This window comes from Mesorhizobium sp. WSM4819 (assembly GCF_055811215.1).
Genome location: NZ_JBVVQO010000023.1, coordinates 78,141 through 99,041, shown reverse-complemented (window position 1 = coordinate 99,041; position 20,901 = coordinate 78,141). Strand labels below are relative to the sequence as shown.

The 20,901-nt window shown below is 60.6% G+C and carries 19 protein-coding genes and 1 pseudogene; 9 read left to right on the top strand and 11 right to left on the bottom strand.

All coding sequences use genetic code 11. The features are described from left to right. A pseudogene (locus AC0L18_RS20890) lies at positions 1-210 on the top strand (IS630 family transposase); the annotation flags it as partial. A gap of 319 nt (positions 211-529) precedes the next feature. On the opposite strand, the gene AC0L18_RS20885 reads toward AC0L18_RS20890, so the two are convergent. From AC0L18_RS20885 to AC0L18_RS20875, 3 genes are read right to left on the bottom strand one after another with little or no spacing between them, the layout of a single operon-like run. Beyond that, positions 530-1,561, bottom strand: a complete 1,032-nt coding sequence (locus AC0L18_RS20885) for an NAD-dependent epimerase/dehydratase family protein (RefSeq protein WP_473493994.1) — start codon at positions 1,559-1,561, stop codon at positions 530-532. Between the two features lie 13 nt (positions 1,562-1,574). Beyond that, entirely contained in the window at positions 1,575-3,044 is a 1,470-nt protein-coding gene (locus AC0L18_RS20880) for a GMC family oxidoreductase N-terminal domain-containing protein (protein ID WP_473493993.1), read from the bottom strand. Continuing rightward, positions 3,013-3,405: a hypothetical protein gene (locus AC0L18_RS20875; protein ID WP_473493992.1), complete on the bottom strand. Its 393-nt coding sequence runs from the start codon at positions 3,403-3,405 to the stop codon at positions 3,013-3,015. The genes AC0L18_RS20880 and AC0L18_RS20875 overlap by 32 nt, the downstream gene beginning before the upstream one ends. Before the next feature lie 145 nt (positions 3,406-3,550). Between AC0L18_RS20875 and AC0L18_RS20870 the strand changes: the two genes are divergently transcribed. The 3 genes from AC0L18_RS20870 to AC0L18_RS20860 all read left to right on the top strand — a co-directional run bounded on the left by AC0L18_RS20870 (position 3,551) and on the right by AC0L18_RS20860 (position 5,762). Continuing rightward, entirely contained in the window at positions 3,551-3,976 is a 426-nt protein-coding gene (locus tag AC0L18_RS20870; protein WP_473493991.1) for a GtrA family protein, read from the top strand. A gap of 285 nt (positions 3,977-4,261) precedes the next feature. After that, on the top strand, positions 4,262-4,516 hold the full coding sequence (locus tag AC0L18_RS20865; RefSeq protein WP_473493990.1) for a hypothetical protein: 255 nt from the start codon (positions 4,262-4,264) through the stop codon (positions 4,514-4,516). Positions 4,517-5,069: 553 nt separating this feature from the next. Next, positions 5,070-5,762, top strand: a complete 693-nt coding sequence (locus tag AC0L18_RS20860) for an HAD family hydrolase (protein ID WP_473493989.1) — start codon at positions 5,070-5,072, stop codon at positions 5,760-5,762. Between the two features lie 147 nt (positions 5,763-5,909). Here AC0L18_RS20860 and AC0L18_RS20855 read toward each other — a convergent pair whose 3' ends face one another. Next, entirely contained in the window at positions 5,910-7,667 is a 1,758-nt protein-coding gene (locus AC0L18_RS20855; protein WP_473493988.1) for a hypothetical protein, read from the bottom strand. A gap of 349 nt (positions 7,668-8,016) precedes the next feature. Here AC0L18_RS20855 and AC0L18_RS20850 point away from each other — a divergent pair, with 349 nt between their 5' ends. Beyond that, positions 8,017-8,502 (top strand): thioesterase family protein, encoded by a 486-nt coding sequence (locus AC0L18_RS20850; RefSeq protein ID WP_473493987.1) that lies wholly within the window; start codon positions 8,017-8,019, stop codon positions 8,500-8,502. Between the two features lie 254 nt (positions 8,503-8,756). After that, complete coding sequence (locus tag AC0L18_RS20845; protein WP_473493986.1) at positions 8,757-8,954, top strand: hypothetical protein; 198 nt, start codon at positions 8,757-8,759, stop codon at positions 8,952-8,954. A 251-nt stretch (positions 8,955-9,205) separates the two neighbouring features. Here the strand turns inward: AC0L18_RS20845 and AC0L18_RS20840 are convergent, their stop codons facing one another. Next, on the bottom strand, positions 9,206-9,685 hold the full coding sequence (locus AC0L18_RS20840) for an Lrp/AsnC family transcriptional regulator (RefSeq protein WP_473494000.1): 480 nt from the start codon (positions 9,683-9,685) through the stop codon (positions 9,206-9,208). Between the two features lie 89 nt (positions 9,686-9,774). Here AC0L18_RS20840 and AC0L18_RS20835 point away from each other — a divergent pair, with 89 nt between their 5' ends. Further along, the gene (locus tag AC0L18_RS20835) at positions 9,775-10,680 is read left to right on the top strand and encodes an EamA family transporter (protein ID WP_473493985.1); all 906 of its coding nucleotides are present in this window, start codon (positions 9,775-9,777) and stop codon (positions 10,678-10,680) included. Here the strand turns inward: AC0L18_RS20835 and AC0L18_RS20830 are convergent, their stop codons facing one another. After that, a complete protein-coding gene (locus tag AC0L18_RS20830) occupies positions 10,681-11,586 on the bottom strand; it encodes a dienelactone hydrolase family protein (protein WP_473493984.1) in 906 nt (301 codons plus the stop codon). It lies immediately after the preceding gene. Positions 11,587-11,885: 299 nt separating this feature from the next. Here AC0L18_RS20830 and AC0L18_RS20825 point away from each other — a divergent pair, with 299 nt between their 5' ends. Continuing rightward, positions 11,886-14,582: an ATP-dependent helicase gene (locus AC0L18_RS20825; RefSeq protein ID WP_473493983.1), complete on the top strand. Its 2,697-nt coding sequence runs from the start codon at positions 11,886-11,888 to the stop codon at positions 14,580-14,582. Between the two features lie 9 nt (positions 14,583-14,591). On the opposite strand, the gene AC0L18_RS20820 is transcribed toward AC0L18_RS20825, so the two are convergent. The 5 genes from AC0L18_RS20820 to AC0L18_RS20800 form a co-directional block, all read right to left on the bottom strand. After that, positions 14,592-15,644, bottom strand: a complete 1,053-nt coding sequence (locus AC0L18_RS20820) for an ABC transporter permease (protein WP_473493982.1) — start codon at positions 15,642-15,644, stop codon at positions 14,592-14,594. Beyond that, a complete protein-coding gene (locus AC0L18_RS20815; RefSeq protein WP_023798768.1) occupies positions 15,641-16,438 on the bottom strand; it encodes an ATP-binding cassette domain-containing protein in 798 nt (265 codons plus the stop codon). The genes AC0L18_RS20820 and AC0L18_RS20815 overlap by 4 nt, the downstream gene beginning before the upstream one ends. Positions 16,439-16,494: 56 nt before the next feature. After that, positions 16,495-17,508, bottom strand: coding sequence for a substrate-binding domain-containing protein (locus tag AC0L18_RS20810; RefSeq protein WP_473493981.1), 1,014 nt, complete (start codon positions 17,506-17,508; stop codon positions 16,495-16,497). Between the two features lie 134 nt (positions 17,509-17,642). After that, positions 17,643-18,587 carry a sugar phosphate isomerase/epimerase family protein gene (locus tag AC0L18_RS20805; RefSeq protein ID WP_473493980.1) on the bottom strand — a complete coding sequence of 315 codons (945 nt, stop codon included), beginning with the start codon at positions 18,585-18,587 and terminating at the stop codon, positions 17,643-17,645. Between the two features lie 2 nt (positions 18,588-18,589). Further along, on the bottom strand, positions 18,590-19,618 hold the full coding sequence (locus AC0L18_RS20800) for a Gfo/Idh/MocA family protein (protein ID WP_473493979.1): 1,029 nt from the start codon (positions 19,616-19,618) through the stop codon (positions 18,590-18,592). A gap of 198 nt (positions 19,619-19,816) precedes the next feature. Between AC0L18_RS20800 and AC0L18_RS20795 the strand changes: the two genes are divergently transcribed. Then, positions 19,817-20,842, top strand: coding sequence for a LacI family DNA-binding transcriptional regulator (locus AC0L18_RS20795; protein WP_287192582.1), 1,026 nt, complete (start codon positions 19,817-19,819; stop codon positions 20,840-20,842). Positions 20,843-20,901 lie beyond the last annotated feature (59 nt).

The following is a 20,901-nucleotide window of genomic DNA, read 5'->3' as shown; positions in this document are numbered from 1 at the left end:
GCCTGCCCACAAGGCCGCCGGCGTCCGCGACGCGATCGAGACGGCGGGGGCGAGCCTGCTCTATCTCCCGCCCTATACAAGGCGCTGATGCGGGCAAAGGCCGAGCGGACAATCAGCGCACTGTGGGACGCAGTCGGCGCGATCCTCGAACGCTTCACCCCAGCCGAATGCGCCAACTACTTCAAGGCAGCTGCATACGACCCAGATTAAACAGGACGCGCTCTAGGTATCACGTCCTGACGGGCCAGTTGGGGATTCAGAAAGCAGGGCCGCCTGTGCTGCTAACAACGCGCGATACCGGCAGCGATTGAAATGGTATCGCCTGCAAATCTTATTATGGGCTGATGCTGGCTGTTAGTAACGTCGAGGCTCGGCGGCGGTTTCCTGGCTGTTGGCGACGCTGCAATCTGCATCTTGCTCCGGTCGGCGCGCCTCTAAGGCCGGATTGGTTGCCCGTGTGTCCACAGCTTTAATGGCTATCACGCTTCCTGTGCAGAGGGGACGCTTACCGGAGGCACTCCGCCGTGGATTACGATAGCTTCTTGATCAACCACAGGGCGCGTTGCTTCAACGGGGATCGATGAGGCGATTGCGGACCGCCTTCTGCGACGGGCGAGGTCTGCTTCTGACAATACCAATCATAGCTTTCCGCGAGCATACACCGGTTTGAATACTTTGCGCGCCATCCAAGTTCGATAAGCGGCTGAACGTCGAAGTAGCATTCCTTATGATAAGTCAAATAGTGCCACGGCACCAACGGCGACAAGCGAAGGAAATGCAAAGTGCGAAGTGCGTTGATAGCAGGCCCTTCCGGAAGGCTTCGTACCTTTGATGTGCTGCCAGCATGTTGGATGAGCTCCTCCAGATCGTGACGGAGCGTTCCAAAGTCGTCCGTCCCCACATTGTAGGTGCCGCTTTTTCCGGCATCGAGTGCCAGCATGTAAAGATCCATCAAATCATGTGCATGGATAAACTGGAATTTGATGTTTCCGCTACCGATCACGTAAACGGATCTGTTCTCCTTGATCCACTCGAAAAGGATCTGGAAAATTCCGAGCCGGCCTGCGCCTAAAGTGGCCCTCGGTCGAATGGTGATCAAGTTTATGCCGTTTTTGCCGCAGACTTCCTCTGCAACTCTTTCTCCGGCAAGTTTCGATTTCCCGTACGGCTCAACGGGATTGAGAGGGGTTGCCGCCGTGATCGGCCCCGATGGGGGAATGCCGTAAGCAGCCGTTGAACTGACATGAATCAACGACTTGACTCCGGCCTTGGCGGCTTCATCCGCGACGATCCGGGTGCCTTCGACGTTTACATTCCAATAGTCCCGTCCCGCGTCGGTCTGCGCCACAAGCGCTGCGTTGTGGTGGACTACATCAACGCCTCGCATCGCCGACGCAACGCCATCTCTATTCAGAACCGAGCAGTTGATGAATTCGATCTGCTTGGGTTGCGATGGGTCCGACCAGATATCCAGCACGCGAACTTGCTCACCGCGCTCCAGCAAGCGACGCGCGGTGAGGTTTCCAATGAACCCAGAACCACCTGTTATCAAATGTCTCATGATGTTGGCCGCTCTAACGCAACTGATATTCGATTGTTTGCGAAACGTTTCGGCGAACCATCGCCATAACCGTACCCTGAGGGTTCACCACTGTTGGTTCGCATAGGATCGAAGAGTCGGCGATGAACAAATTCTCTGATCCGTGGACTCGCCCAAACGAATCGACAGCGCAGATGTCCTGGTTTTCGCCCATAGGGCAGGATGAAAATAAATGCATCGTTGTTGGATTTGCCTGCTGTGGCTGCATGGTCAGAGGCAATCTTGCAACATCATCAGACGATCGAAGCACCGGGTATCCGGCAATGCTAGGATAGACAGCCTCAGCGCCCGCGGCAAACAAAACTTCAGACAATCTTGCAAGCCCCTCAGCCAGCTCCGCGAGGTCTGCGGCTGTCAGATGGACCCGGACGAGGGGATCGGAAAAGCCGGGGAAGTTACGGACGTTCGCGCGGCCGCCTGTGCTCTGCACGTAGTAGATGGCCATCCGCCGCCACTCGCGATCCACTTCCTCCATCATGTTCGGGTGCACACCCATTGCCATCGCCAAAGCAGGTCGCTTGCTCATCGAGCAGCCCATGCTGAATCGTGGATCGAATTCCTTTACCTGGTGGGTGGGCTCGAGCTCACCCGGCGTATTGATTTCCTCTTTGAAGATGGCGACAACCTTGAGCATCGGGTGAAAACGCAGCGAGTCACCAACGTTCTTGCGTATGCCCGACCGCCTCAAGAGCGCGGGCGTCTGAACAGCGCCGCACGCCACGAACACCGACCTGGCAGAATAGTTCACCTCTCGTCGGCTCCCGTTCGATTGCGCTTGGACGGTTCGAACATGCCAACGACGGTTTGAATACCGAAGCCGAACCGCGCGGGTGTTAGCAACGAGGCGGCCTCCCGAGGCAAGGAGTTGCGGGATGAAGGTTTCGGACATTGATTGCTTTCGACCGGGAATGCCTGATCGTGTATCCGTCCCGTAGGCATAGAGTCGCGGAACCTCCAACGAAGCCCAGCCAAGCTTTCGTGCACCTTCGTCGAGCCGCGTCGACAATAAAGGTGCAGGCCCCGGCAAATACTCTACCTTCGCCGTTTGCTCGCAGGCTTCAAAGTGGGGGGTCAGGGCTGCGAGTGATAAGTCCCTCACATTGTATTTCCGACTCCAACCGTCGAGGACGGTGTCGGATATTCTGTGATAGAGGCCGCGGTTGATTTCGCTTCCGCCTCCTACGCAACATCCCTCTACATAGGCCACTTTGGAGCGACCCAGTGCGATGTTGATTCCGGCATTGCGGTATTTCTGAAGAATCTCTTCTCGAGAAAAATGCGCGGCGGATTCGAGGGGCAGGTTTTGTCCCTCTTCAACCATGATCACCGACCTGCCTGCTTCTGACAACAGCGTGGCAGCTACCGATCCCCCTGGCCCGGACCCGATAACGATGACATCAGCAGACGGCGACTCAACGTTGCTCATGGTCGTGAACTTTGTCATATTGATAATCGCGGCCGTAAAGATCCGAATACAATCCAAAGATCGCCAGCGACCCATAGAACTCTACAAATCGCCTTCGAAACTCCAGACGGGATTGCCGCCAAGCATCGACCTGAGCGCTGCGCTCCAGATGGCCTAACCGGTGGAAGGGTTTCCCTGTGCGTGGCAATGACCATGCATCAAAAAGCAGCACAAGAAGCACAAATGGTGGCCGAAGGTAGTCAGGCATCCTGCGATGCACAGATTTCAGGAACTTGGCGACTTCATGTGCCAGTTGATCTGCATCTTGAGGCGCGGGCCGTCTTGCCTGCACGACTGTCTCGGCGAACGCATCTAATGCCTCATCAAAGCTAAGCCACATTCCAAACCTCTATTTGTACCGTCATAAGTGACTTCGATACGAAAAAACAAAGCTACCCAGAACAGTTGCTCACCACATCACACGCCAGATATAATCACGCTCAGGATCTTTCGAGAACAAACGATTGCGCTTCCAGGATATCTCTATGGCATGGCGCTCCGTGCCTCAAACCGAAGAGCATCATATGTGTACTTCACGACTGCTCGGCTCTAGATTGGTCAGGTATTTCATCTTCGGCTCGATCGCCGCAACGCTGCAACTTGTTCTGCTTTACTTGCTGGTGCAGTACGGTGAAATGTCAGAGTATCTAGCCTCGCAAATCGCATTGCTAAGCGCAATTGTGTCGAATTATTTCTTGCAAAGGCGTTTCACCTTCAGATCAACAGCTAGCCACACATTAGCGCTACCGAGTTTTGTGGCGATGTCCATCCTGGCGAGCTTGGTCAATTTCCTGGCCTTCTCTGCTCTCTTACCTTATCTGCATTACATCGCGGCACAATGCGTTTCACTCGTCGTTGTCTTTCTGTTTAACTTCATGATCAGCAGCAAGATTATTTTCGCCAGGCTATAACTGCAGGCGAGATCGATCGGTGCAATCGAATGCGCTGATCGAAGCTTGTCAGAACGGCCGCTAGGTCCATCTCACTGAAATCCATCCGGCGCCACTCGCGCCTGAGCATCACCGGCGCCGGCCGCACTACGACTCAGCCGGCGGCGCCTTCAAGCTGATTGCCATCGAGCGTGGGGCAACGCCCGCCTTCGTTTTTTGACTCCGGCGATTTACCGCCTCGTGCGGTGGTTTGTCCGCTCCGAAGGCGAAGCCGGAACTTGCTTTTCGCGTCCCTTGTGATTTTAATTGGATTTGATCACTGTTCCATTGCTTTTCGCGTCCCTTGTGATGTTAATTGGATTTGATCACTGTTCCATTTCCGAGGCAATCGTGTTCTTGCCCGTCGTCGCATTTATTGAGCCGATCGACATGCCGGATTTAAAGGCCTGTCACGACAGTCCGAACGAATGGGCGATCGCGGTCGATGCGGCAAACCAATACGCATCACACAGCGCCTTCACTGTTTCTCCGGTCCGGGGCGCTGGAGATGCAGCGTCATGAAGCATTCGAGCAACGAAACAGTACGCTCATTCTGGGGACACGATGCGAGCGTGAAGGATTACGTTGCTATTGCTCGCCTGGATCACGCGACGAAACATGTGTTCATTTTGCCGGGCGTGGTTCTGGCCTATCTTCTTAAGGGCGTACATTCTCCCAATGTGACTTGGTCAATCTTTGCGGGGAATACCGTGAGATTGTCGCAGCACACGGGAAGGATACTCTGGTCCGGTACCGCCGCAGCTTCGCGGGCTACACTGAGGTGAGTCTTACCGTTTCGACGTTTGTTTATGGTCTCTTCAGCGTCGCAATGTTGGCAATCTTTCTTATAAAGTACCGCATCGAATACGTTATTTTGCTGCCGGTAGTCTCGCTTCTCTTCGCACAATATCTCGCCATGTCCATGCTACCGAATTCGACAGCTCAGAACCCGAAAATCTTTTCGCAGAACGAGGCCTGATGGTCACGACGGCCAGCTTGGGCGCACTCTTCCTTCTTTTGAGTTTCGTGGATTTACCGATACTCGAACGGCTCACCAGCCAAAAGTTCATCAGCTTTGACTGAGCCAACAACGTTCGATTGGGCGCCAATACGTCTTATTGTCTTCGACGTTGATGGGACGCTGTACCGGCAAACACCGCTGCGACTTCGGATAGGCGCCGAGCTTATGGCGCACAGCATTCGTCGGGCCAGTTTTCGCGACCTTTTTGTCGTTCGGTCATATCGAAAGCTGCGCGAAGACGTCGGCGTCCGAGAGATCGCCGAGTTCGAGGAGCATATCGCCGATCGAGTTGCGAGCCGCTTCAACTTAACCCCTCGCCAGGTTCAAACGATTGTTGCGGAATGGATTGAGGCTCGACCTTTAGTCGCCTTGGCTCAGTATCGCTATTCCGGCGTCGATAAGGTATTCAGCAGCGCGAGATCATCGGGCCGAAAAATCGGTGTTTTTTCTGACTATCCCGCAGGCGAGAAACTCATGGCGCTTGGCTTGGAAGCCGATTATGCCGTCAGCGCGCGTGATGTTAACGCGTTGAAGCCAAATCCCCGAGGCTTGGAATTGATTATGGAAAGGGCTGGAGAAAATCAAAACAGTACCGTCTTGATCGGGGACAGACCGGAGCTGGACGGGGAGGCAGCGCGTCGAGCAGGAGTTCGTTTTCTGCTGCGGAGTTCAAAGCAACTGGAAAGCTGGACGTGCTTTAGTTCATACAGCTACTGTTTATTTGAAGGCTTGCACGCAGGAGGCTGAAAAGATGCCTGCTGACGTTCTGTGAGAATGCGTCGGCGGTCTGCGCAAGCGCAGGCAGGAATTTGCAGCGCCGTCAAACCGGGCCGGCCCCACAATCAAAACCAGCCATTGGAGATGGAAGATGGAATTAGGCCGGCACCGCCATTGTCAGCAATCGGGTTTGCCTCGCGCATGCTCTTTGGCGACCAACAACTGACCCGCGTTTGTCCTGTACGCTCCTCGCAGATCTATTTGAAAACAAACAAAGCCTTCTGAAGCTGCGTATTTTTTGAACCCATCCTCGAGTTTGGCGTCCTGGCTGAAAGCAAACGAGTAGCCGACGAGTACTGTCTGCACTTCGTTTGCTTTCAGCCAGTTCGCTACCCTCGACGGACTGGTTCCCCGTAGCCGCTCCAACAATCTCGCATCGAGCATATCGTTGGTACGGTAAAAGAAAGGGGCGCTGGCGAACGTGGGGTAAATGCCAAATCCAGCGTCGATCGGATAGTATGACATCAAAGTCGCGATTTTGAGTTCTCGGTTAGGAGAACCGAGGGCGTCGTGCAGTTGCGATCGTACAATACTGAAATGCGTTGCTGCCCACTTGTTGCGGCTCCAGGCGCGTCGCCTGTTCAATTCAGTTTCGACGCCCTTCGATACCATGCTCCTTACGTGTGCCAGCGCCCCGTTGTTGTACAGGAAAAGTCCTGGCACTGCCTGCGCCATCGCTACCGCGAGAATCACGGCCCAATTGCGGGCTATCTTGTTGTCAGTTGCACCAGCAACAATGGCGACCGCACCCCCAACGAAGGGAAGCATCGGTGCGAGATACTGAAAATGCACTGGAGCCGCCAGCAAACAGCTTATGAGCACAGATATACTCGATAAGCCGCACAGCAAAAGGATTCTGGCCTCTGCAGTCGAGGCGAACCCCCTCATCGCTACGAACCCAAAGCGCGCCGACAAAAGCAGAACAAATGCAATGCCGCCGAGAAGAATAAGCGAGGGATCTCTCATCAACTTCAAGAGATCGATGATCCGTCGCCTCAAGCCCGGAATCTCGCCCATCTTCCAGAGAGCGTGCGACTCCATGTGAAAGTCGATATTGGCATAGAAAAAATTCTGGAAGTGTTGGCCCGCATACCAAATCGCGGGAAGCGCGCCGATTAAACCTCCTAAAAACACTGGAAGCAGCACCGCTTTGAAGTTTGAGGAGCGCGCCATCGCTGCAGCCAATGCGTAGATCGCCACCGCTACTGCAATGAATGCGTACGACTGCTTGCTTCCCGCAGCAATGGCTACAAGCAGGCCAGCAACGAAATGCAGCTGGGACGACCTGTCGCTCTGTTTCGGCTGAATCGAAAGGGAAACGAGGAGTAAAGCCAACGCAGATAGCGCGAGCGGCATCATATCGTTTCGCGTAACTCGCAGCGAAATGTCCAACAAGGAGCTGGTCACAACCAAAAATGTGAGCAGAGACGAGAACAGCAAGTTTTTGGACAGCGTCTTGAATGCGAAGAAAGATGCGAAGATGAACGTAAAGCTCCAAAGTACGTTGAATATCCTCGCAGAAAGATAGTGCTGATCGGTGACAAGCTCGGTGATCCGCCACCACCAGTCCAGGGCGATGACGAAGTAAGGCGTTTGAGAGTAGAAGAAATCTCGGTAGACACTCGAGGTGCGGTTCAGGAAAGCCGATGCAAGATACTGCACTTCGTCATGACTGGTCGGCAGTGAAGTGCCGACAATGGCGACCAGGACACAAAGGGCCAGCAGGACGGACAGCGCTGCGAGTGGACTAACGGAGTTCAACCGTGCTTGCAGCCCTGCACCAGATGTTGATTCGTGCATTGGTGCGTTTTCCAACGAAGCCGTGCTGAAATTTATTTGCCGATATAATTGGCGGTCCGCCGCGTCGGCGCTCAAATAACAGTATCCTCTAATTTAGGCCTTTATTGGCTTGTCGACCAGCAGATTTTTCGGCGGGTCGTCCCCGAGGGTGACTGAAATCGAGTTAGGAACGGTCGTTCCCTTCGATGCGAGCGAATGGCAACAATTGGCGCTCTGTGCTCGTTCCCGCTGACCGATTCAATCAATACGATTCTCGGCCATTGGCGGCAGCCAGTCTGATTGGCGCTAGTCTTCGAACGCTACCCTCAACGTTTCGAATGGCCCGTCATGATCTTGGCGATTTCGGCGGTCAGGAATTAGTCGGGGCCGGTCTTTTATCTAGTCTCGCCAACCACGCTCCGTCCAGCCAGAAGGAAGTTTCTTGATGCCCATCCCCGCCCCCTTCGTCTCGCGCGCCATGGACATCGAGAAGGGCTGGATCGACTACAACGGCCATCTCAACATGGCTTACTACAACGTGCTGCTCGACCGCTGCTCCGACGAAGCGTTCGAGATGATGGGGATGGGGCTGGACTACGTGAAGCAGCGGCGGCTGACCATCTACACGGCGGAAGTCCATGTCTGCTATATCAGGGAGCTGCATCTCGACCACAAGGTCAATGTCTCATTCCAGCTCCTCGATCATGACGACAAGCGGCTGAGAGCCTATCAGGAAATCCGCCACATCGACGGCTGGCTCGCCGCCACGTCCGAATCACTGTCGCTTCATGTCGACATGTCCGGGCCGAAGGTGGCGCCCTTCCCGGCCGATGTCCTGGCCAAGATCGAGGCCATGCGCGCCGTCCACGCGGCGCTGCCGATGCCCGAGCGCGCCGGCCGTTCGATCGGCATCAAGGCGCGCCGCGTTTGAAGAGGTTTTTGCGGCGCTCGACTTAAGTCATTGTTTTTATTCATACTGTTGCCCCAAAGCCACTACGCCCTGGTAAGCAATTGGCACTAGCCCGCAAGATCGCTTGAACCGCGACCCGGCCGCCGTTAACCTTACCAAGGTTTTAACGTGAACAAGCCGGATTGAGGCGTTGAACGACTCAGCGCGGCGGTCGAAAACCGTCCCCATCGAGTTGCGATACGGGCGGCTGGGCGGAAGCGGTTCGGGGAACGTGCATGAAAACCGACATAAAGGTCGAGGCGGACAGGCTGGCGGCCGACCCACGCATCAGCGACTACGATTTCTGGCGATCGCTGAAGAACCTCAACTACGAAATTTTTTCCATCGCCAACAACAACGAGCCGATCCCTTTCGCCATGATCCGCTGGCGCGCCATCCTGAAGCAAGCACGGTTGAAGCGCGGCCACGCCTGATCGTTGCGGAAAGAAGTAGGCTCGTTGTTCGATTGCTTTTTCTGGGGCGTTTGCGCCGCCCCTCATCCGGCTGCCGCCACCTTCTCCCCGTATAGTGACGGGGAGAAGACGCTGGGCCGCAACCTCGGCTCTCTTTCGGCAACGCCGGCAATTGGCGAAACTATTGGTGACAGCGTCCTTCTCCCCGTCACTATACGGGGAGAAGTGCCCGGCAGGGCGATGAGGGGCGGCGCGACTTTTTCCAGTTAAGCTTATGTACTGACGAACACCGCCGCCAGCGGCGAACGCGCCACCACCGGCGACGACTGGATGATTGCGGTGTTGGTCATCGCAAACGGAATGATGCGGTCGATCACCCGTTCGAGCTCGGCCACCGAGCCGACATGCGCCAGCGCGATGAAACAGTCCTCGCCGGTCACCCGATCGCACTGGGCGATTTCCGGCAAGTCGCGGATGATCTCGGCCACCACAGCCAACTGCCCGGGCACCGGCCTGATCCGCAGCCATGCCGACAGCTTCATGCCGAGCGCGGCCGGGTTGATCCGAACAGTGTAGGCCTCGATCACGCCGCTCTCCTGCAGCCGCTTGATGCGTTCGGCCACGCTCGGCGCCGACAGGCCGACCGAGCGCGCCAGTTCGGCGGTGCTGGTGCGCGCATCCTTTTCCAGAAGGCGCAGGATTTTCAGATCCGCCGCATCCAGATCAGCATTTTCGTTTCGAATGCGTTTCAGGAAAAACTCCTTTGTTCAGTAGAATAAATGATCTCGTTGGTCGGCCATTACCTATATAAAAAGGTAAAACTGCCTGCGATAATGATCCTATGGACGATCAAGCGCAAGCCCCAGCTGCTATCCCTGCCCTCGGCGGCCCTGTCTTTGGCAGGCTGGCGACATCGCTGCCGCCGCATGTCTGGTTCGGTGTCAGCGCTGTGTTTCATTATCTCGGGCCGGCTTTCGCCGTGCTGCTTTTCCCGCATGTCGGCGTGCTCGGAATGGCCTGGCTGCGCATCGTTACCGCCGCCCTTGTCTTCGCGCCGCTGACGCGGCCGTGGACGGTCTTCGCCCGCGCCGACCGGCCGACACGGCTGCTGCTTCTCGCCTTCGGCGCTTGCCTCGGCGTGATGAATTGCTCCTTCTACCTGGCACTCGACCGGCTGCCGATCTCGCTGGTCGCGGCGATCGAGTTCGTCGGCACCATCGGCGTTGCGCTGGTCGGCGTCAGAAGCCCGCGCAATCTCGCAGCCCTTGCCGTTGCCGTCACCGGCACCTTGCTGCTGATCGACGTCAAATGGTCAAGCGACCCGATCGGCCTGTTCTGGGCTTTCCTTAACGGCGCGCTGTTCGTCGGCTACATCATGCTTGGCCATCGCGTTGCCCGCGCCGGCGCTGGCGACGGCATCGCCGGCCTGGGCGCGGCCATGGCCGTCGCCTGCCTCATCGTGCTGCCGATCGGCTTCACCGATGCGCTGCCGGCTTTCTCGGCGCCGCCACTGCTCGTCGCCGCCATCGGCGTCGGCATCTGCTCGTCGGTAATCCCCTATATCTGCGACCAGCTTGCCATGTCGCGGCTGCCGCGATCGAGCTTCGCGCTGATGCTGTCGTTGCTGCCGGTCACCGCCACGCTGATCGGCGTCATTGTGCTCCGCCAGATACCCAGCCCTACCGATTGCATCGGCATCGCGCTGGTGGTGGCCGGCGTCGCTTTTCACAAACCGGCAAATGCCTGATCAGGCAAGCTTCTCCTTGAGAAAGGCGATCGTCCGGCCCCAGGCGAGGTCCGCCGCGTTCTTGTCGTAGCGAGCCGCCGACGTGTCATTGTTGAAAGCATGATTGGCACCTTCATAGACATGGATCGTGTACTCGACTTCGGCTGCATCGAGCTCCTTCCTGAAGGCGTCGATACCGGCATTGATGCGGGTGTCGAGCCCGGCATAATGCAGCAGCAGCGCCGCCTTGATCTTCGGCACATCCTCGGCCTTCGGCTGCATGCCGTAATAGGCGACAGCGGCAGCCAGATCCGGCGCATTGGCAGCCAGTGTGTTCACCGTGGCGCCGCCCCAGCAGAAGCCGACCGCGCCGACCTTGCCGTTGCCATCCTCGCTGCCCCTGAGGAAAGCGGCCGTTGCGACCGCATTGGCGGTGGTCTGCGCCGGATCGAGCTTGGAAAACTGCTCGCGCGCCTTGTCTTCGTCGGCCGGCGTGCCGCCGAGCGGCGACAGGAAGTCCGGGGCCAGTGCAACGAAGCCTTCCAGCGCCACGCGCCGCGTCACATCGCGTATATGCGGGTTCAGCCCCCTGTTCTCATGCACGACGATGACGGTGCCGAGCTTGCCGGACTGGCCGGCCGGCTTGACCAGATAGCCCTTCATCTCGCCACCGCTGCCGGGATAGCTGATGTCCTCGCCGGTCACGCGTGAATCGTCCCCGGCAACAATCGCCGCCCGGGCCGAATTCGCCGCCAGCAGCGGCACAATTGCGGCGGCCGCCGCACCTGATCCGGCAAGCCTGGTCAACTGTTCCATGAAGCGGCGCCGGTCGAGCGTCAGATGCGTGTATTCGTCATAGGCGTCGATCATCGCCTGGGTAATGGCGGGTCTGGTGACGGCGGGGCTGGCAGGGCTCGGTTTTGTCATGGCGCTCTCCTCGGCTTCGGGAACATGTCCGCCGCGCAAGATAGGGCAGAAGCCCGCACGGTCCAGTCACGGATCGGTGAGGCGCTGCTGACGCAAGCGCAGGTCCGCCAGACCGGCGGCTGGTCCAGGATGACACCGTTCGACTGGTGCGCTGTCCCACTTTCTCCGACCCGCCGTCCTGTCGAGCAGGCCGGCGCTACGGCTGGCGTGCCATCGGATTTGAAGCTCCCCCGGCTGGACAGAGAACAAAACGGAGACACTTCTGGCCTTTCGCTGCCGAATCACTACATTCGGGGGAGATGTCCGGCTTTTCGGAAGATATGCCTTTTTTTGATGAACGGAACGCGCGCCCCGTGGCCCCGTCGGGCATTGCTGCGCGCGCCATGGCTGCCCGCAGCGGCCATGCCAATGCGCCCGATTATCTGAACGGGCTCAACCCCGAGCAGCGGCTGGCGGTGGAAACCACCGAGGGTCCGGTTCTGGTGCTGGCCGGCGCCGGCACCGGCAAGACGCGCGTCCTGACCACCCGCATCGCTCACATCCTCGCCACCGGCAAGGCCTTCCCGTCGCAGATCCTCGCCGTCACCTTCACCAACAAGGCGGCGCGCGAGATGAAGCAGCGCATCGGCCTGCTGATCGGCGAAGGCAATGTCGAAGGCATGCCGTGGCTCGGCACCTTCCACTCGATTGGAGTGAAGCTGCTGCGCCGCCACGCCGAACTTGCCGGGCTCAGATCCGACTTCACCATTCTCGACACCGACGACGTCGTGCGCCTGATCAAGCAGCTCATCCAGGCCGAAGGACTGGACGACAAACGCTGGCCGGCCAAGCAGTTCGCCCAGATGATCGACGGCTGGAAGAACAAGGGGCTTGGCCCCGCCGAGATTGCCGAGGGCGACGCCCGCGCCTTCGCCAACGGCAAGGGGCGTGAGCTCTACAAGGCCTATCAGGAGCGGCTGAAGACGCTGAACGCCTGCGACTTCGGCGATCTCCTGTGCCACCCGATCCGTATCTTCCGCGCCAATCCGGACGTGCTGAAGGAATACCACAAGCGCTTCAAGTACATCCTCGTCGACGAGTACCAGGACACCAACACCGCCCAGTACATGTGGCTGCGGCTGCTGGCGCAGCGGCCGGGTGCCGGACGAGCTTCAACATCAACAGGTTTGCAAACGGCCGAAGGCCGCAAGCCCGACCGGGCGTCCGAGCCCTTGCGAGGCCCCTCCCGCGACGCCGAAGGCGCGCAAAAAAGGGGGGTCGGGCCCGCGCCGGCAGGCGCGGAACAGCCCGTGAGCGAAAACAAAGTAAATATCTGCTGCGTCGGCGATGACGATCAATCCATCTACGGCTGGCGCGGGGCCGAGGTCGACAACATCCTGCGCTTCGACAAGGATTTCCCCGGCGCCACCATCATCCGGCTGGAACGCAACTACCGCTCCACCGCGCACATCCTCGGCACCGCCTCCCACCTCATCGCCCACAATGAAAGCCGCTTCGGCAAGACGCTGTTCACCGAAAAAATCGCCGAGGACGACGAGAAGGTGCATGTCCATGCCGCCTGGGATTCCGAGGAAGAGGCCCGCGCCGTCGGCGAAACCATCGAGGCCTACCAACGGCAGAAGCACAATCTCAACGACATGGCCATTCTTGTCCGCGCGTCCTTCCAGATGCGCGAGTTCGAGGACCGCTTCGTCACCCTCGGCCTCAACTACCGCGTCATCGGCGGCCCGCGCTTTTACGAGCGCCTCGAAATCCGCGACGCCCTGGCCTTCTTCCGCGTCGTCGCGCAAGGCGCAGACGACCTCGCCTTCGAGCGCATCGTCAACGTGCCGAAGCGCGGGCTGGGCGAAGCCACCATCCGCCAGATCCACGACACCGCCAGGGCGCTGCGCATCCCGATGCTGGAGGCTGCGGAAAAACTCGCCGAGAGCGACGAGCTGAAGCCGAAGCCGCGCGCAGCGCTGCGCGAAGTTGCCGCCAATTTCGAGCGCTGGCAAAAGGCGCTGGAGACCACGCCGCACACCGAACTGGCCGAGACCATCCTGGAGGAGAGCGGCTACACCGACATGTGGAAGAACGACCGCTCTGTAGAAGCGCCGGGCCGGCTGGAAAACCTCAAGGAACTGATCCGCTCCATGGAGGAGTACGAATCGCTGCGCTCCTTCCTCGAACATGTCGCGCTGGTGATGGACGCCGATCAGAACGCCGAGCTCGACGCCGTCAACATCATGACGCTGCATTCGGCCAAGGGCCTCGAATTCGAGACGGTTTTTCTGCCCGGCTGGGAGGAAGGTCTTTTTCCGCATCAGCGCGCGCTCGACGAGGGCGGCCGCTCCGGGCTCGAGGAAGAGCGGCGGCTGGCCTATGTCGGGCTGACCCGCGCCAAGAAGAACCTGCATTTGTGGTTCGTCTCCAACCGCCGCATCCACGGCCTGTGGCAATCGACGATCCCGTCGCGCTTCCTCGACGAATTGCCGGAAGCCCATGTCGAGGTCGCCGAGAGCGGCAGCTCCTATGGCGGCTACGGCAATGCCTATGGCGGCGGCTCTTTCGCCTCCGGGCGGGGCGGCCAGGCGGCAGGACGGCAAAATCCTTACGGCGCTTCGCGCTTCGACAATGTCGGCGCAGAAAAATCCGGCGCCTTCTCCAGCACCTATGCGACGCCGGGCTGGCAGCGCGCGCAACAGAACCGCACCGAGGCGACCGACCGCAACTGGGGCTCGCGCTCCGGCCACCAGGTCGAGCGCATCGGCTATGGCGAGACCGACAGTGGCTATGGCGCCGGCCGCACCTCGATCAAGGGCCGCACCATCGACGGCGAGCTGGTCGCCAAATCCGTCGCCGACACGCCATCCCGCTTCAATGTCGGCGACCGCGTCTTCCACCAGAAATTCGGCAACGGCAACATTTCTGCCATCGACGGCAACAAGCTGACCATCGACTTCGACAAGGCCGGCCAGAAACGCGTGCTGGACGGGTTTGTCACCGGGGTGTGAATATCCCCCTCACCGATAGCGCGCCTGGTTCCATTTGTGGCCGAGCAGCGACAGGATGATGATCAGCCCGTTGAAGAACTGGACATAGAAACCGCTCAGGCCTGCCGCGACGACGCCGGTCTGGATGAACGACACGGTGACCGCGCCGATGGCGCCGCCGACGACGGTACCGATGCCGCCCCAGGTCGGCGTGCCGCCAACGAACACCGATGCCAGCACCGGCAGCAGATAGCCGTCGCCGGCCGTCGGCCACCAGGTGAAGTTGATCATCACCGAAAAGGTGCCGGCGATCGCCGCCCCGATGCCGACGAAGACGAATACTTTCACCCGCACGCGCTTGACGTCGATGCCCATCTGCTGGGCGCTGTCGGGATTGTCGCCGACCACCTTCACCTGCGCGCCGAAACGATGCCTGTTGTAGAGCAGCGCCGACAGCACGACAAAGCCAATGGCCCAGAAGATCTGCACCGGGATGCCGTAAAGCTGGCTGGAGAAGATCTTGTAGGCCCAGCTGTCGGCAAGGCTGGTCAGCGCCGTCGACCTGCCTTCGTTGATGATCTGGATCAGGCCGCGCAGCAGGAAGTTCATGCCGAGCGTGGCGATCAGCGACGACAGCCCGCCATAGACGACCAGTGACCCGACAAGGAAGCCGAGCAACGTGCCCGTTCCAATGGCGGCGGCAATACCGAGAAACGGGTCGTAGCCGGCCTGCACGACCAGCGCGAACACCCATGAGGCAAAACCCATCGTCGCCGGAAACGACAGGTCGATCTCGCCGCAGGTGACGACGAAGACCAGCGGCACCACCACGAACAGCGCAACCGGCAGCGTGGTGAGCACGGAACTGTAGAGATACCAGGTGGTGAAGACGGTCGGGTTGGCGATCATGAACACCGTCATCATCACCACGAACACGGCAAGCGTGCCAAGTGCGGCGCGGTTGTCGAGGATGAAGCCGCGCATCCAGTGATCGGATGGGTGTTTCCACTCCTTCCGGGGGTTGCCGGGACGGGAGATGCCTGCGGACGGCTCGTGCAGATCGGGCTCCATTGTCTTGCTCATCGTGCTCTCTGCTCCGGGTCGCCGGCGTCGTGCAGTCCCGGCAATCCACCCGGATGCGCGACGTCTTCCATGAAGTTGATGAGGTCTTCGGCCGACTTGACCTGCCTGCGGTCGGCGGTGAGCGCGACCTTGCCGCGGTCCAGCACGACGAAACGATCGGCAATATCGAAGACGTGGTGGATGTTGTGGCCGATGAACAGGATCGACCGTCCGCTCGCCCGCACCTGGCGCACGAAATGGAAGACCTTGGCGGTTTCGGTCAGCGACAGCGCCGTCGTCGGCTCGTCGAGGATGATCAGGTCGGCCTGCTTGTAGATTGCCCGCGCGATCGCCACGCCCTGGCGTTCGCCGCCGGAAAGCTGGCCGACGATCGATTGCGGCGTGAACACTTTCGAGGTGAAGCCGATCTCGCGCATCAGCCGGCTCGCCTCCTCGATTTCCTTGTTGACCTTCAGCCAGCCGAGAAAGCCGGTGAGTTCGCGGCCCATGAAGATGTTGCGCACGATCGTCTGCTGCACGGCCAGCGCCCGGTCCTGGAATACCGTCTCGATGCCGGCGTCGCGCGAGCGCGCGGCGCTCCAGCCGGTCACCGGCTGGCCGCGGATGAGGATCTCGCCGCTGGTCGGCTTGACCACGCCGGAGAGGATCTTGATCAGCGTCGACTTGCCGGCGCCGTTGTCGCCGATCAGGCCGACCACCTCGCCGCGGTCGACGCTGAGATTGACCCCGCCCAGCGCATAGACCTGGCCATAGGACTTGCTGATGTCGCGCAGTTCTATAAGGCGTTCTGCCATGGCGATCCTCACTTGGTTCCGGCTGCGGTCGCAAGACCGGCAGCCGTGTCAAAAGGTCAGCGCAGCGCCTGCTTGGCGAGTTCGGCGACGATCTCGTAATTGTCAGGCGTGACGAAGCCGGCGCCGGTGTCGACATTCATTGGCGCCAGGCCCAGCACCACCTGCTGGCAGAGGCTGAGGATCGGCAGATAACCCTGCAGGAACGGCTGCTGGTCGGCCGTCAGCTGGACCCAGCCGCCCTTGAAGCCCTCGACGATTTGCGGGCTGGTGTCGAAGCCGAAATTGAAGATATCGCCAGCCTTCCTGCCCGCCGCCTGCATGTAGGTCGGGACGTTGCCCAGCATCTGTCCGCCGGGATAGCCAACCGCCTTGACGTCGGGATTGTTGAGGAGTGCTGCGGTAATCACCGGAATGGCCAGATTAGGGTCGGAAGCCCATTCGCCGCTCGGCGGCGAGGAGAGCTGGATGACCTCGACGCCCGCCTCTTTCAGGGCGGCGACCGTACCGCGCTCGCGCGCGCCGCGGCTCTCGTTCTCGAACGGGCCGATCATGATCGCCTTGTCGCCGGCCTTGAGCCCGGCCAGCTTGAACGCCTCGGCGCCGAGCGCGCGGCCCTGCTCTTCCTGCTGGGCGCCGACATAGCCGCCGCCGAACGCTGCCGTGACCTTCGGCACCGGCACGTTCTGGTACATCATCCTGATGCCGTCCTTGTGCGCCTGTTCGGCCAGCGGCATGATCGAAGCATCGCCCGGGTGGCCCATCATGGCGATGCCGCCGGGCTTGACCGCGACGGCCTCGCGCAATTGCTGCACCATCTTCTCGACATCCCACTGGGAGAAGATGTAGTCGACCTTCGGCCCAAGATCGGCCTCGGCCTGCTTGGCGCCATTGTAGACGATGGTGCCGAAGGCGTCGCCCTCGGCGCCGCCAACGAAGAAGCGGATGTGGACGTCCTTGCACCACTGGGCATCGAGCGCCTGGGCAGGCAAGGTAGAGATTGCGGCGGCGAACGCCGTGGCGGCCGCCATGACGGTCGAGCGCAGAACTGTCCTTCTCATCGTGATGCTCATGCACTTATCCTCCCTTCGTTCCCTCGCAAGCCGAGGGGTCTTCGACGAATGCTTCGGCTTCTCGCCGCAATGCTTCGCTGGCCGGCTCCCTGTTTGATGCATGTCGTTGTCGCAAAACCGCTGCACACCCTTGGTCAGGCCCGAGGGCATGCTTTTGCGCGACATGCATTAGCCTCACGCGGGTTCGGCAGATACGTCGCACCTCCCCGGCATTGCTTGAGGTAGTCCAGCGCCCGAACTTGCCCTGTAATCTCAAGGTCGCCGCGATAGACCGGGTCGTGCCAGCCTTCGATGTCGATGGCGCCCCTGTATCCGGCCAGCCGCAATTCGCTGATCACCCGCGTCCAGTCGCTGTCGCCGAAGCCAGGCGTGCGCATTTGCACGAACGGCAGCCGGCCGAACACGCCATGCTCGCGGATCACGTCCCAGCGCACCGTCGCGTCCTTGCCGTGGACATGAAAAATGCGCGGCGCCCATTTGCGGATCTGCGGGATCGGATCGATCAGGTAGACGAGCTGGTGGCAGGGCTCCCATTCCAGGCCGAGATTGTCATCTGGCAATTCGTTGAACATCAGCTCCCAGGCGTCCGGATTATGGGCGATGTTCCAGTCTCCATCGGCCCAGTTGCCGTCCATCGCGCAATTCTCGAAGGCGATGCGCACGCCCTTGTCGGCGGCGCGCCGGGCCAGTGGTCCCCAGACCTCGCGGAAGCGCGGCAGGCTGTCGGGCAGCGGCTTGCCGCGGAGGCGGCCGGTGAAGCCGCTGACCATCGCGGTGCCGAACAGATGCGCATGGTCGATGGCCGTTTCCCAGGCATCAAGCACGCCGTGATCGACATCGCCGCTTTCCAGCGGATTGCCGAAGACGCCGAGCGAGGAGACGACGACGTCGGCGTCGCCGATCGCCTCGCGGATCTGGCCGGCCAGCCGCGGAAGATCCTTGCCGCCCAGCGTCTGCCAGAAGAAGGGCTGGATGCTTTCGAAGCCGAGCGGCAGGATCGCCTTGATATAGGCGGCCGGGTCATCGAGATTGGCCCGCACCATGGTGCCGATCCTGATGTCGAGAAGCGGGTTTGGCATCGTCACCCTTCCTGTGCGATCGCGACCCGGCGCCCGGTTTCGGCGCTTTCGATCGCGGCAAAGACCATGGCCAGGCTCTTGATGTTGTCGGCGCCACGCGTCTCCGGCTCGCTGCCGGTTTCGACGGCGCGCACAAAATCCTGGATGATGCCGAGATGGCCGCCGATGCGGTCTCTCGGATCGAGCGGCGGCACGGCGAGCGGCTCTGTGCGATCGAACAGGCCTTCACGGATAGGCCGCGCGACTTCCGCCCTCAGCCCATCCTCACCGTCCCAGACCAGGCTGCCGTGCTCGGCGACGATGCGCCATGTGCTCTCCCAACTGGTGCGGAACCCGTCGGCGCACCAGGAGCCGGCATAGGTGAACAGCTTGCCGCCGCCGAGCTCGAAGATTGCGGTGGCCGACGATCCCTGCCGGTACCAGGAATTGACCGGCTCCCATTCCTGGCAGTAGACGCTGGCCGGCGCGCCGCCGACCATGTAGCGGGCGGCGTCGAAAGTATGGATCGCCATGTCGAGCAGCAGGACATGGCGCATCTCCTCGCGAAACCCGCCGAAATGCGGCGCGACGAAGAATTCGGCGTGGATGCTGGTTGGCGCGCCGATGGCGCCGGAATCGAGAAAACGCCTGATGCGCCTGACGTTGGCGACATAGCGGCGGTTCTGGACGACGGCGTGCACGCGCCTGGCGCGTCGGGCTGCCTCGACGATGGCGCGCGCGTTCTCCGGGCTGTCAGCCAGCGGCTTCTCCGTCAGGAGGTGACAGTGATGCGCAAAGGCCGAAAGCGCGACATCGCGCCGGGCCGCCGGAACCACGACGTCGAACACAGCGTCGGGCTTGGCCTGGTCGAGCACGGCGTCAAGATTGGTCCCGACAATGGCGCCGGCAAGCTCGTATTCGCGCGCCCTTGCCTTCGCCCTGTCGGCGTCGAGGTCGACAAGGCCGACAATAGCCAACCCGTCGATCTGCCTCGCCGCATCGAGCCAGTGCTTGCTCATCGCTCCGCAGCCGACCAGGACGACATTCATCATCCAGCGCTCCTCCTCCGCTCGGCCCCTCCAGACCGATCGTCACGGCATTCACGGCATGACCGTAAACGTTTTTCCGTAAACGTTTACGAGAACACACCGGAAGGCGTAGAATGTCAATTGGCCGCTCGCGAAAATCACCTAGATCACCTTGGCCTGAAGAGCGGCTGATGATAGCCAGGCAAGGGGGAGAACTGTCCTTTGGCGTCCAGCATCCACGACCTTGCGCGTCACCTGAACATTTCGATCGGCACCGTGTCGCGCGCGCTCAACGGCCGTGCCGACGTCAATGCCGACACCCGCCAGCGCGTGCTCGATGCGGCGGCAAAGCTGAACTATTCGCCGAACCAGTCCGGCCGCAGCCTGCGCCGCGGCGCCACCCACTCGATCGCCTTCATGCTGCAGCCGCACCCGGGCGACCAGCAATATGGCGAGCCGTTCTTCATTCCATTCCTGACCGGGCTGCAGGCGAAACTCGCCGAAAGCGGGCTCGATCTGATCGTGGTGATGGGCGCGCCGGGCGACTACCAGCAGGAGCGCCTGCGCCGGGTGGTCGAGACGCGCCGCGCCGACGCCGTGGTGCTGGCCTATACGCGTCGCGAGGACGAGCGCATCGATTACCTGACCAGGGTCGGCTTCCCATTCGCGACGCTCGGCCGCAGCCGCTCCGGCGGCAAGACCTATCCGTCGCTCGACCTCGATTTCGAAAAAGCCGGGGCCGACGCGGTCGACCGCCTGGTGGCGCGCGGCCACCGCCGCATCGCCGCCATCCGCCCGTCCCTCAACCTCAATTTCGGCTACCTGTTCCTGGCCGGCTATCGCAAGGCCTTGCGGCGGCACGGCATCGAGGTCGACCCCGGGCTGATCGCGAAAGGCTTCATCAACGAGGCCGGCGGCGACGCGGTGACGCCGCAGGTCATGCGCTGCAAGGACCCGCCGACCGCCATCATCTTCAACAATGACGCGATGGCACTCGGCGGCTGCAAGGCGCTGGCCGAGATGGGCATCAAGCCGGGCCACGACATTGCGGTGATCGTCATCGTCGACACGCCGCTCTGCCGCTATTTTTCGCCGGCACTGACCGGCTTCCGCCCTCGCCTGGAGCCGATGGGACGGCGGCTTGCCGAAATGTTGCTGGCGTCGATCCCGGCCTTCGCCGGCCCCGAAGGCGCGCGGATCATCCGTGAGGTCTGGCCGCTGGAGCTGATCGCGCGCGACAGCGACTGATGATGGCCGGGCCTTCCCTCCAGCCACGTCGATCGCCTAGGATGAGCCACGCGCAGCAG

Bases quoted from the DNA above. Each gene is read 5' to 3' on its own strand.
- AC0L18_RS20885 (WP_473493994.1), bottom strand. From the start codon at position 1,561: ATGAGACATTTGATAACAGGTGGTTCTGGGTTCATTGGAAACCTCACC.
- AC0L18_RS20880 (WP_473493993.1), bottom strand. From the start codon at position 3,044: ATGACAAAGTTCACGACCATGAGCAACGTTGAGTCGCCGTCTGCTGAT.
- AC0L18_RS20875 (WP_473493992.1), bottom strand. From the start codon at position 3,405: ATGTGGCTTAGCTTTGATGAGGCATTAGATGCGTTCGCCGAGACAGTC.
- AC0L18_RS20870 (WP_473493991.1), top strand. From the start codon at position 3,551: ATGGCATGGCGCTCCGTGCCTCAAACCGAAGAGCATCATATGTGTACT.
- AC0L18_RS20850 (WP_473493987.1), top strand. From the start codon at position 8,017: ATGCCCATCCCCGCCCCCTTCGTCTCGCGCGCCATGGACATCGAGAAG.
- AC0L18_RS20845 (WP_473493986.1), top strand. From the start codon at position 8,757: ATGAAAACCGACATAAAGGTCGAGGCGGACAGGCTGGCGGCCGACCCA.
- AC0L18_RS20835 (WP_473493985.1), top strand. From the start codon at position 9,775: ATGGACGATCAAGCGCAAGCCCCAGCTGCTATCCCTGCCCTCGGCGGC.
- AC0L18_RS20830 (WP_473493984.1), bottom strand. From the start codon at position 11,586: ATGACAAAACCGAGCCCTGCCAGCCCCGCCGTCACCAGACCCGCCATT.
- AC0L18_RS20825 (WP_473493983.1), top strand. From the start codon at position 11,886: ATGTCCGGCTTTTCGGAAGATATGCCTTTTTTTGATGAACGGAACGCG.
- AC0L18_RS20820 (WP_473493982.1), bottom strand. From the start codon at position 15,644: ATGAGCAAGACAATGGAGCCCGATCTGCACGAGCCGTCCGCAGGCATC.
- AC0L18_RS20815 (WP_023798768.1), bottom strand. From the start codon at position 16,438: ATGGCAGAACGCCTTATAGAACTGCGCGACATCAGCAAGTCCTATGGC.
- AC0L18_RS20810 (WP_473493981.1), bottom strand. From the start codon at position 17,508: ATGAGCATCACGATGAGAAGGACAGTTCTGCGCTCGACCGTCATGGCG.
- AC0L18_RS20805 (WP_473493980.1), bottom strand. From the start codon at position 18,587: ATGCCAAACCCGCTTCTCGACATCAGGATCGGCACCATGGTGCGGGCC.
- AC0L18_RS20800 (WP_473493979.1), bottom strand. From the start codon at position 19,618: ATGATGAATGTCGTCCTGGTCGGCTGCGGAGCGATGAGCAAGCACTGG.